The following is a 10,890-nucleotide window of genomic DNA, read 5'->3' on the forward strand; positions in this document are numbered from 1 at the left end:
GGGGGTCGAGGGAGCGTAGCGACTGACACCTCCGGAAGGTCAAAGCGAGTATTGCATCCCGGAGTGGATGCCAGCGACGTCCCTTTGCCGGCGCACGTTGCTATCACCCCTCCGGGGTGAACGTAGATTCTTATTCCCCGGGGGTATCGCTACGCTCAACCCCCAGCTAATAGCTGGGATGCCTCCGGCATCCGACTTCCGCGCCGCTCTGCTCCGATCTTAGTCGGTCATCGACTCCGCAAGGGATTTGTACCACAGCCTAAGGTTGCCGAGCTTCAAGCGAGGCTACCTTGGGTGGCCAACATCGCGACCGTCAGGTGTGAAGGCCGGTAGAACATGCACCCGCTCCAGCACCGCCAACATCTCCACGGCCATTTGATCGACATGCTCCCGCTCCCACAACCAAGAGCCGGGACGGCTCTTCTACCTTCCCCACAGCGACGACACATTCCCTGCATCCTCCCGCCCCCCACTCCATCACTCCATCACTCCATCACTCCCCTCCCGCTCCCCCACCTAAATCAATTTCTGCATGTAAACCACATCCAGCCACTGGCCGAACTTGAACCCCACCTCTTTGAAATAGCCGCACTGGACGAAACCAAACTTCGCGTGCAATCCCACACTGGGGGCCTGGCTGGCATCAATAACGGCAATCACCGCGTGGTGCCCGAGCTGCGTGGCCCGGTCCAGCAAATCTCCCAAAAGCACACTGCCCAAGCCCTTGCCTTGAACCTCATGGTGCAGGTACACAGAATTTTCCACAGTGTGGCCATAAGCAGCCCGGGGATGAAATTTGTTGAGCGCCCCCCAGCCCACGATTTTCCCGTCTTCCTCGGCCACTGTCACCGGGTGACGCACGCCGTGCGCATCAAACCACGCCTGGCGCTCCTCCAGGGTGGAGGGCTCTGTTTGATACGTGCACGTGGAGTGCAGCACGTAGTGATTATAGATGTCGTTGATGACCGGAAGGTCTTCGCGGCGGGCGAGGCGCAGGGTGGGCATGGCAGGGAGGTGGCGAAGCTTTGGCTAGAATCCAGCCCCTGACAAGGAGCAGCATGGCCGGCCCTTGCATCCCCACCCGGTGACGGTAGTAGTGATTTCCCGCTTCGCTTCTCATGCCCAGCAAACCCATCATCGCCCTCACCATGGGAGACCCCGCCGGAGTCGGTCCGGAAGTCTGCCTGCAGTTGCTCGCCAACCAGGAAGTGACCACCCAATGCTCTCCGGTCATCTTTGGCAGCGCTGCCATCCTGGAAAGGGTCTCCCAGGCGACGGGATTCCCTCTGCCGGACACCGTCATCCCACGGGAAGCCTGGAAGCGCACGCATTCCAACCTGGATGTGCCTGCCATTCTGGATCTCGGGGAAATCGATGCCGCCAGCGTCACGCCCGGCGTCATCGGCGCCCACACCGGGGCCGCCGCGTATGCTTACGTGAACCTCGCCATCAATGCCGCGCTGGCTGGAGAAATCGCAGGGGTGGCCACCGGCCCCCTGAACAAGGAGGCCATGCACATGGCTGGCATCCACTTTCCCGGACACACGGAAATCTTTGCCTCTCGCACCGCTTCTGACCGCTGGTGCATGATGCAGTATTCCGAGGAAATTACCTGCACCTTTGTCACCGTGCATTGCGGGTACGCCGAAGTTCCGGCCCTGCTCACACAGAAGCGCATTCAGGAGGTGATTGAACTCACCGCCGAAGCCCTGCAAAGGATCCGAGGTCGCGCCCCGAAGATCGTGGTCTGCGGCTTGAACCCTCACGCCGGGGAGCACGGCCTCTTTGGCGACCGCGAGGAGGAGCGCATCATCATCCCCGCCATCGAAGCCGCCCGCGCCCAGGGTCTGGATGTCGAGGGGCCGTTGCCTCCTGATACCGCCTTCCTCCCGTGGAAACGTCGCAGCACCGACGCCTTCGTCTGCATGTATCACGACCAGGGGCACATCCCCGTCAAGGCTCTGGCCTTTGACAATGCCGTCAACACGACCCTCGGCCTGCCAGTCATCCGCACCAGCGTGGACCACGGCACCGCCCTGGACATCGCCTGGCAGGGCAAGGCCAACGCGGGCAGCATGAGCCACGCGGTCAAGTTGGCGGTAAAGCTGAGCCGCCAAAGAGAGACCCAGGGCTCGACGCCACGCCAGGCAGAGTGATCGCAGGCCTGTGCCTATTCATCTATCCCAGACGTTGTAGGGCAAGCGCCTTGCTTGCCACGCGCCAACTTTGACGCGGCAGACCTCAGCACGGTCAATCGCCCAACGCGCTGCGACCCTCCGCTCCCACGCTGGGCTGGGAACCCCCGCCTCCTTTAGACCTGACCACTTCGCAAAGAGCCCGCGAACTATCAACTTTGAGAAAACGCAGTCAAAACCCCTCCAAAAAGCCTCTTTCCGTCACACCATCAACACCCTTTTGGACACTTCACTGTGAAAAAGAGGGGGTTTTTTTTGGCGTAACTTGGAAAAAGGGTGTTGATGGTGTGACGGCATGATTCTCATATTTGGCATCAATTAAGGAGGGGAGAGTTAATCCGCTCCCAATAGGAACTGTTGGCACCCTCAGGAAATCTCCCCCTGAACCTGTAAAGGAGCCCGGTTGGCTGACGTGGAGGTGTTGACGGGCGGTGGGGTGAAAGTAAATGCTGGCGGCCTTCCCACCTGATTATCCTCTGCGAAGCAACCCAAGGTTGACTCGCTTAAGGCTCCTCCAACCATTGGGCTGTGCTACAGATCCCATACTGGGATCAACTTCGGTCTGAGCCGAGCACCTCGATGTGCTTCCTAGGCGGCCACCCCAAATGGGCGGCGATCAGTCAGTTCTCCACACGGCCTGATTAAAAAATAAACTTGGGACTACGATCCAAAGATCGGAGGTGCCAGATGCGCCCAAGGTTGCAATGAGCCATACCGGGCGATTTCCTTTCCAAACGCCGTGCTCATAAATTTCTCGTTGGGGATGATGCTGACACGCCCTAGATCCAGGCGATCCGCGTCCCAGCAGGTCGCGATCGTGGCATCCTCATGATGCAGTCCCGTAGTATGCCATTCACAGGCATACTCCAGCTTTTCAAACGCCTCGTCCGGAAGCTCAAACGCCGATCTCCACAGACTGCGGACATAAACCGCCGCCCGGGGGCCATGCTCCAGATCAAATCCATCGTTCACCCGCTGGGAATCGTGAAACAAAGCAAACAGCCGCACGACATCAATATTCGCCCCGGTCCGGGTAGCGAGAATGAGCGCGTTTCGCTCCACCCGCCTCCAATGATCTGGCCCATGCACTGACATCCATTTGGGCGCGCATTCAGCGGTCACCCGCTTCCACAGGGCATCAAAGGGCACGACGGCACTCATGCTTCATTATCTCCAATTCCGGCCGACTTGCCGGAAAAAATCAGGCGTCACGCCGAGGCGAACGACGACGCCCGGTCGGGCCGGTGCCACCGCTCTTGCCGCCACGACCGCTGCTGTCAGCGTCGCTACCGGCTCTGGGACTGCGACCACCTCTTGGACCGCTGCCACTCTTGGGGCTGCTGGAGCCTTTGGGACCGCTGTCGCTGTCGTGATCGCGACCACGGGTGCTTGTCCTTCCACCACGAGGGCCGCGGGTAGCGCCTTCGCCGCCACGGGGGCCACGCTCACCGCTGTAGCTGCCGCTCGTTGCACCGGAGTCAGGAGCCGGGCTCGTGCCGCCAGTCCGCTTGCGGGCACCGGTCTTCCGGCTGCTCCGCTTGGCCTGTTTCTGACGGTAATTCTCCAGATTCTTGCGAACGGCTGCCGTCTTCGGCTTGCTCATCTTCGGCCGGTCTTTGGACAGAGGATTGAGGAGCATCTTGTCCACATCCTTGTCACTCAGTTCCTTCCAGTTGCCTTCGAGGATACCTTTGATGGCAAGGTTGCCGATGCGCACCCGGATAAGGCGCTTCACCTCGTAACCGAGGAAATAGAGCATCATGCGGATCTGGCGCTTCAAGCCCTGCTTGAGCACCATGCCGATCTTGTAGTCGCCGATCATCCAGGCGCGCTCTGCCTTGGCATAGCCGTCTTCCGTATGGAAGCCCTTGGTCAGGCGGGTCAGATGTTCAGGGTCGAAGCGAGTCTCAGTGATCACTTCGTACTCCTTCTCCACACCCTGGCTGGGATGCAGAAGCCGCTGGGAGACTTCCCCACGGTTGGTCATGAGCAGGAGGCCTTCGCTCTCCTTGTCCAGACGCCCCACATGATGCAGGGTGTGAAACTTCTCAGGAAGAAGATTGTAGATCGTGTCCCGGTCTCGTTCGTCCCGGCGGCTGCACACCAGACCTCTGGGCTTGTGCAGCACGATCACGACCCCTTTGTGGGGCCGCACCTTGTTTCCATCCACCACGACGTCATCGGAGTCCGTGACGGTGGTGGACAAATTGGTGCAGATCTTCCCGTTCAGGATGACTCTGCCATCACGAATTAACTGCTCGCAACCCCGGCGGGAGCCGAGGCCACAGGAACTGAGATGGCGATTAAGACGCACTCGTCGGATTAAGCTTCCGGCTTGGTCTTGGGCAAGTTGTAAAGGCTGCGGCCTTCATTCCACTGGCCACGGGATTTCATCAACTTGATACGCTCGCCACGCTTGAGGACGCTGCGCTTGGTACCGACGGAACCACCGGACTTGAGACTACGATGCTGGGACATGGCTTAGTAAAAGGTTTTGCCGTTAAAAAGAGGGCCGGGAGACTAACCCGATGCCCGGGATGCGCAAGGCATTTGTGAACCGAATGGCGGTTTTCTTTCGCAGGCCTCGGGAGCCCAAAAAGAACTGCCCGGCTCCGTTTCCGGATGCCGGGCAGCAAAAAAATACCTGGAGACCTTCAGGAACTACTTGGCGGGAGCAGCCTTCCAAGCGCCGAAATCAGCACCCTGGTCGATCCACTTCTTCAGCAGTTCTTTCTCTGCATCGGTGAGCGGATCACCTTTGCCCTCGGGGGGCATGGCCATCTCGTCGCTGACCGGCAGCGTCGTCACCTTGTAGAGTTCGCTCTCGGCAGCCTTGCCCGCGACGAGGGTCTTCTCGCCGGACTCCTTGCCGCCCTTTTTCAGGCCTTCCGCCGTGTCCATGATCAGACCGCCCTTGGGCTTCTTCAGCTTGCCCGTGGCGTCCGTGTGCTCGGTTTCATGGCACTTCAGGCACTTCGTCTTGAAGATCGGGAAGATCTCCTTCTCGAAGTCCACCTTCCCTCCGGCAGGGGCGGCGGGTGTCTGGGCAAGCAGGGCGAGCCCGCCAAAAGCACTGGCGGCGAACAGGATAATGGCTGGTTTCTTCATGGAAAATCAGGTGTTCCCCGAAATTCATCACGCGGTGCCAGCATGGTCAAGCAAAAGAGGGCTACTCAACCACAATACCAGGCAAATTTGAGTCACCTCAGATCCGAGCGCCTTCCCCCCTTCCATCTAAAGAGAGATCCACAGCAAAGTGGCGCGAACGCTGGTGCACTTGAACTGACGGCCCTGGTCTGAGAGACAAGCTGGTACGAGGAAGAAGTCTCCGGTCTTCAATTCCGGGCCGTTCCGCCAGGAGATCTCCCCTTCCACCACGGCCCCGATCTTAAACCTGGACTGGCGGGGCACGGACCGCCCTTCAAACTTGGTCAACTCCCATCGGTCAATCTTGAAATAAGGCCAGTCCAGCAGACGGCTTCCCTGAGGTCTGAGGAGGGTGGGAGGTGCCGCGTCGAAATGGAGCACTTTCATCGCCTCCTCCTGATGCAGGGCGCGGGGTTTCCCATCGAGCCCCACGCGATTCCAGTCAAAAACCCGGTAGGTGGTGTCGCTATTCTGCTGAATCTCAAAGATCACCACCCCCGCCCCGATCGCATGCAAGGTACCGCCAGGGACGGCCAGACAATCTCCGGGGGCGACCTGGAGCGACAGCGCATGCTCTGCGACCGAGCCCTCCCCCATGGACTGGCGGAAGGTCTCCGGGGTCGTACCGGGACGCATCCCCGCATACAGCTTGGCCCCCGGCGCGGTCGCCGTCACGTACCAAGCCTCGCTCTTGGCCTCCCCTCCGACGCTGGTGGCCGACTCGTCATCCGGATGGACCTGCATGGAGAGATCCTCCTGAGCGTCCAGGATCTTGATCAACAAGGGAAAGCGGGGCGAGGGATGCTCCGCGTAGGCAAAACCGAACACCTCGTTCCGCGCCCGGGTCCAGAGATCCTGCAGGCTCCACCCTTGCAGCGGCCCAGCGGCGATCACGCTCTGAGCCTCAGCGCGATCACAAATCTCCCAGCTTTCCCCATAGGGCGTGGCTTCGGAGGGCAGCTTGCGGCCGTACAGGCGCTCCAGATTCCTGCCGCCCCAGACCCGTTCTTGGTAAATCGGTGCAAACTGGAGCACTGAAAGTTCATGGGACGCGATCATCAGGTACGGTTACCGGGTCTGCGGAAGGGGTCAACTCACTTCCCTGTCCTCGTTTTACCCAAGGAGAAACCACCTAGTTTCGACTCGTTTCAGGTCGCCCCTTGAATAACTCCGGAAATTCCACTAAAGTTGAACGTTTAGAACTCAGCGCTAATTTTCACCGGAACCGCTGCTCTACTGGTCCCCTGCTCCGCCCATGCCCGCCCGCACCCCTCAGCGCCAGACCCGCAGCCGCTCCACCGAGCCGCCCGCTGAGAGCCCCACCTGGCACGTGACGGTCGGGTTTCTCTTCATCGTCGCCGCGCTCTTTTACTTTTTGGCGCTCGTCTCCTACGATCCCGCCGATCTACCGACCTGGTGCCACCTGGCCCTGAGTGACACCGCCACGCCCATGGCGCACAACCTCATCGGCCGCCTGGGGGCGGTGATGGCGGGCTACACCTTCTGGATGTTTGGCGGGGCGAACTACATCATCCCCGCCTGCCTTACCTGGTTTGGCGTGTGCAAGCTGGCCTCTCATACCAAGATCACTCTCCGCTCCTGGGTGGGGTTCTGCCTCATGGTGGTCTGCGGGGCGGGCATCCTGTACCTCCAGAACTTCTGGGCGTGGGACAACCACCGCGTCACCCCCTACGGTGCCGGCGGCGGGTTGGGTCACGTGGTGGCGGGCATCCTGCTGCTGGGCATCTTGGGTGAAGTCGGTTCCCTGCTCGTCATGGGGGTGATCTATCTCATCGGGATGATCTTCGTCACCGGCATGCATCCCGTGCAAGTGCTGGTCCAGGGCAAGGACATGGCTGGCCGGGCCTTCGTGAATTGGTGGACAGAGCGCCAGCGCCGTCGCCTGGAGGCGGAGGAGGAAGCGATCCTGCCGCTCAGCGCTCCTCCCGTGGCCAAGACCAAGGGACGCAAAAAGGCATCCGCTGCCGCCGTGATGGATGACGAAGACGAGTCGGACTTCTCCTCCGGCCCCGCCACGCAGCTGGAACTGCCGGCCGTGCATCCGCTTCCAAAGATCTTCGACTCATCCTTGCCGAAAGAGCCCAAGGCCAAGCCGCAACTGGCCGAGGTCTGGCAGAAACGCCAGGAACAGAAAGACGAGCGGGCGCTTTTTGCCAAACCCGCCAGCCTCACCGCCCGCTACAAGGGCTACTCCGTACCCCCGCTGGATCTGCTGCAGTGGCCGGAGGTGAAGGCCCGGACGCCTGCTGATGAGGCCGCGCTGCGTGAGACGCAGAACAACATCATCAAGACACTTTCCACCTTCGGGATCAATGTCACGCCGGGTGACATCACCAAGGGACCCGCCATCACACGCTACGAGGTGTATCCCAGCGAAGGCCTGCGCGTCAGCCGCATCGCCAACCTGGAAGCAGACATCGCCCGTGCCACCAAGGCGGAGCGGCTCAACATTCTGGCCCCCATCCCGGGCAAGGATACTGTGGGGATCGAGCTCCCCAACCGCGACAAGGTGGTGGTGCCCATCCGGGAACTCCTGGAGGATGACGAGTTCCAAAAGGGCAAGGCCAAGCTGCCGCTCGCTCTGGGCAAGGACGTGTACGGCAAGGCCATCATCGCCGATCTGGCAACCATGCCGCACCTGCTCGTCGCTGGTGCCACCGGTTCAGGGAAGTCCGTCTGCATCAACAGCATCATCACCAGCCTGCTCTGCCGCTTCGCGCCGGATGAGCTGCGCTTTATCATGATTGACCCGAAGGTGGTGGAAATGCAAGGCTACAAAGACCTGCCCCACCTCGCCCTCCCAGTGGTGACCGATCCCAAGCACGCCCTCCTCGCCCTGCGCTGGGTGGTGAATGAGATGGAGAAGCGCTACCAGATCTTTGCCCAGGAAGGCTGCCGTAACTTCGAGACCTTCAACAACCGCAAGACCTCACCCCGCACCACTTCACGCGTGGGAGCGGGCAACAAGGCCAAGGCAGCGGCGGTGCCCGCAGTCCCCGTCCTGCCGGACGACTATGATCCCTCTGAGGAGGAGCCCGATTTCCGGACCGATACGACGGATGCCTCCGTCTGGGCGGGCAGCTCCGAGCCCCCCAAGCGCAAGGAACCCGAGCTGGAAATTCCCGACTCGATGCCCTACATCGTGGTCATCGTGGACGAGCTGGCCGACCTCATGCAGACGGCTCCAGCGGATATTGAGGTCGCCATTGCCCGTATCGCCCAGAAGGCCCGTGCCGCTGGCATTCACCTCATTCTGGCCACGCAGACCCCGCGCGCCGACGTCGTCACGGGCATCATCAAGGCCAACGTGCCCTCTCGTATCGCCTTCCAGGTGGCTTCTGCGCTCGACAGCCGAGTGATTCTGGACCGGAAGGGAGCCGACCGTCTCGTGGGCAAGGGGGACATGCTTTACCTCCCGCCCGGCACCAGCCAGCTGGTCCGCGCCCAAGGCACCATGGTGACGGATGACGAGCTCCACGACCTGGTGGATCACGCCTGCGAACAGGGCAAACCGGTGTTCGAGGCGACTCTGGAAGACAGCTTTGACGAAATGGATGGTGAAGACGGCGAGGAAGTCACCCCTGAGGATGAGGCCATCCTGGAAAAGGTGCTGGACGTCATCAGCACGGAGAAGAAGGCCTCCACCAGCCTCATCCAGCGCCGCCTGCGCCTGGGCTACACCCGCGCAGCCCGCATGATGGACATTTTAGAGGACCGCGGCATCATTGGACCAGGAGAAGGGGCCAAGCCCCGTGAAATTCTTGTGGAACTTTGACCACCATCCGCGCCCTCTGAAGCGTAACACAAGGGAACCCAACCTCCCATGTCTCCCACTCTCGGTCAGCAGCTTCGTAGGGCGCGGGAACTTCAATACCTCACGTTGGCCGATCTGGCCCATGAGACCCGCATCCCGGCATCCCGTCTCAGGGATCTGGAAAATGATGAGTACACGACCTTCGGTGGGGTCGCGTACGTCCGTTTGTTCCTGAAGGCCTATTCGGCCCGACTGGAGGTGGATGCTGGCGAGGCACTCGCCCGGCTGTCGCCGCCCCTCCCACCTCAGTCCAAGCTGGGTCTCTCCTGGCTGCGACGGACTCCCGATTGGGTGCTCCCCTCAGCCTTTGCCCGTCGCCGCACCCGGAACCCGGGCAAGGCCGACGTGGCGAGGGATCCCATGGGAAGAGAACTCAAGGCCATGGCCATGGTCTGCGCCATCACGCTCCTCTTGGGCGCCTCCTACTTGGTCGCCCAGGCCTACCAGCAGAACCGGGAAGAGACACCCGCTCCGGCAGCAACCCCACCTGCCCTCGATTCGTCCGACTCCACCCCCTCTGGGTCGATTGAGGTCCGCAGGGCCGGTACTCAAGTCTCCAAGGGGGCTGCCCCCTCCGTGAGCCCCCCAAAGGCGATCCCGGTGGGCCCTGAGCCGCCAGTGGTAAAAGCCGAACTGGTCAAGTAGCCGAGTGGGACTATATATTAGTGGATGCGGGGCAGACGGGCTCCGCCGCAAACGCCATGTCATCCCCCACTGCAACGCGACATCTCTGGCCCTGGCTCTGGACGCTTCTCAGCGTGGCAGGGTTCACTGCCCTCCTGATCTACAGCCCCTCCGCCCGCGAAATCACCCGCGATGCGGTGGCCATGCTGTTCTCGATCTTTGCCACGCCGTTCATTCTGGAGACCACGGTGGCGATCATCGGTCTCGTCATCGTCCTGACCTACAACCAGTGGCGGTTGAACAAAGAAGGAGACGGCTGGGTGTACATGGTCACCAACGAGGATGAACCGGGCGGCTCCAGCTCCACCACGGCGCAGAAAGATCAGCTTCCCAAGGCCATCACCCAGCGCCTGCAGGGCGTGGTGTTGAAGGACAAGCCGGAGCCCCTGGATGAGAGCCAGGCCATCGCCGGTGTCATCGAAGGCTACCTCGAACTGGGAATGCCCTCCCAAGCCCTGGATGAACTGCACCGCACCCCGGAACTGCCGGACACCGTAGCCTCTGCCATGCTGCGCTTTCGGGTTCTGGGAGCCAACCTCGCCACCGAGCCCGCTCTTTCGCTTCTCAGAGACGCCTCGGAGAGATTCCCTCAATCGCGCCCTGAACTCGTGATCGCCGCCCAGGACATCGCCCACTGGATTGAAAAGCACATGCAAAGCCAGATGAAGGCCTACAACGCCTGGCGCAACGAAGCCGATGTGATCGCCAGGCTGTCAGTGCCACGGCGGACGGCGTAGGGAAGTCGCAGTAGTCCCAAGAGCCGGGGCCTCTTCTACCTTCCCTCTCGCGGGCATCCGCCACTGTAGAAAGAACCGTCTCGGTTCTTGCTCCCGCACCGCCCAGCGCGCCCAAGAGCCGAGACGGCTCTTCTACCTTCCCCCCCTCGCGGACATCAGCCACTGTAGAATAACCGTCCCGGTTCTTGCTCCCGCATCACCCAGCGCGCCCAAGAGCCGAGACGGCTCTTCTACCTTCCCTTTCGCGGGCATCCGCCACTGTAAAAGAACCGTCCCGGTTCTTGCTCTCGCA

The 10,890-nt window shown here is 61.2% G+C and carries 10 protein-coding genes; 4 read left to right on the plus strand and 6 right to left on the minus strand.

Features of this window, described 5'->3' with window-relative positions:
• Positions 1-516: 516 nt before the first annotated feature.
• Entirely contained in the window at positions 517-1,005 is a 489-nt protein-coding gene (locus tag BV106_RS31260) for a GNAT family N-acetyltransferase (protein WP_038171468.1), read from the minus strand.
• Positions 1,006-1,118: 113 nt separating this feature from the next.
• Between BV106_RS31260 and pdxA the strand changes: the two genes are divergently transcribed.
• Entirely contained in the window at positions 1,119-2,156 is a 1,038-nt protein-coding gene (pdxA, locus tag BV106_RS31265; protein WP_038171469.1) for a 4-hydroxythreonine-4-phosphate dehydrogenase PdxA, read from the plus strand.
• A gap of 699 nt (positions 2,157-2,855) precedes the next feature.
• Here pdxA and BV106_RS31270 read toward each other — a convergent pair.
• The 5 genes from BV106_RS31270 to BV106_RS31285 form a co-directional block, all read right to left on the minus strand.
• Entirely contained in the window at positions 2,856-3,356 is a 501-nt protein-coding gene (locus BV106_RS31270) for a hypothetical protein (protein ID WP_051946620.1), read from the minus strand.
• Between the two features lie 40 nt (positions 3,357-3,396).
• Entirely contained in the window at positions 3,397-4,509 is a 1,113-nt protein-coding gene (locus tag BV106_RS36520; protein WP_081892486.1) for a pseudouridine synthase, read from the minus strand.
• A gap of 8 nt (positions 4,510-4,517) precedes the next feature.
• Entirely contained in the window at positions 4,518-4,673 is a 156-nt protein-coding gene (locus tag BV106_RS37810; protein WP_081892487.1) for a small basic protein, read from the minus strand.
• Positions 4,674-4,856: 183 nt separating this feature from the next.
• The gene (locus BV106_RS31280) at positions 4,857-5,303 is read right to left on the minus strand and encodes a c-type cytochrome domain-containing protein (protein ID WP_038171470.1); all 447 of its coding nucleotides are present in this window, start codon (positions 5,301-5,303) and stop codon (positions 4,857-4,859) included.
• A 126-nt stretch (positions 5,304-5,429) separates the two neighbouring features.
• Entirely contained in the window at positions 5,430-6,401 is a 972-nt protein-coding gene (locus BV106_RS31285; RefSeq protein ID WP_038171472.1) for a type I phosphomannose isomerase catalytic subunit, read from the minus strand.
• A gap of 196 nt (positions 6,402-6,597) precedes the next feature.
• On the opposite strand from BV106_RS31285, the gene BV106_RS31290 reads away from it, so the two are divergent.
• Genes BV106_RS31290 through BV106_RS31300 form a run of 3 tightly spaced genes read left to right on the plus strand, consistent with a single transcriptional unit; the run spans position 6,598 to position 10,598 of the window.
• Positions 6,598-9,138 carry a DNA translocase FtsK gene (locus tag BV106_RS31290; RefSeq protein WP_051946625.1) on the plus strand — a complete coding sequence of 847 codons (2,541 nt, stop codon included), beginning with the start codon at positions 6,598-6,600 and terminating at the stop codon, positions 9,136-9,138.
• Positions 9,139-9,186: 48 nt separating this feature from the next.
• Entirely contained in the window at positions 9,187-9,822 is a 636-nt protein-coding gene (locus tag BV106_RS31295; RefSeq protein WP_081892488.1) for a helix-turn-helix domain-containing protein, read from the plus strand.
• 56 nt (positions 9,823-9,878) lie between these two features.
• Complete coding sequence (locus BV106_RS31300; RefSeq protein ID WP_038171475.1) at positions 9,879-10,598, plus strand: hypothetical protein; 720 nt, start codon at positions 9,879-9,881, stop codon at positions 10,596-10,598.
• Positions 10,599-10,890 lie beyond the last annotated feature (292 nt).

It is taken from the genome of Verrucomicrobium sp. BvORR106, from assembly GCF_000739655.1.
Classification (GTDB): Bacteria; Verrucomicrobiota; Verrucomicrobiia; order Verrucomicrobiales; family Verrucomicrobiaceae; genus Verrucomicrobium.

Coding starts and splice junctions, on each gene's coding strand:
- BV106_RS37810 (WP_081892487.1), bottom strand. CDS start 4,673: ATGTCCCAGCATCGTAGTCTCAAGTCCGGTGGTTCCGTCGGTACCAAG.
- BV106_RS31290 (WP_051946625.1), top strand. CDS start 6,598: ATGCCCGCCCGCACCCCTCAGCGCCAGACCCGCAGCCGCTCCACCGAG.
- BV106_RS31300 (WP_038171475.1), top strand. CDS start 9,879: ATGTCATCCCCCACTGCAACGCGACATCTCTGGCCCTGGCTCTGGACG.
- BV106_RS31280 (WP_038171470.1), bottom strand. CDS start 5,303: ATGAAGAAACCAGCCATTATCCTGTTCGCCGCCAGTGCTTTTGGCGGG.
- BV106_RS31285 (WP_038171472.1), bottom strand. CDS start 6,401: ATGATCGCGTCCCATGAACTTTCAGTGCTCCAGTTTGCACCGATTTAC.
- pdxA (WP_038171469.1), top strand. CDS start 1,119: ATGCCCAGCAAACCCATCATCGCCCTCACCATGGGAGACCCCGCCGGA.
- BV106_RS31260 (WP_038171468.1), bottom strand. CDS start 1,005: ATGCCCACCCTGCGCCTCGCCCGCCGCGAAGACCTTCCGGTCATCAAC.
- BV106_RS31295 (WP_081892488.1), top strand. CDS start 9,187: ATGTCTCCCACTCTCGGTCAGCAGCTTCGTAGGGCGCGGGAACTTCAA.
- BV106_RS31270 (WP_051946620.1), bottom strand. CDS start 3,356: ATGAGTGCCGTCGTGCCCTTTGATGCCCTGTGGAAGCGGGTGACCGCT.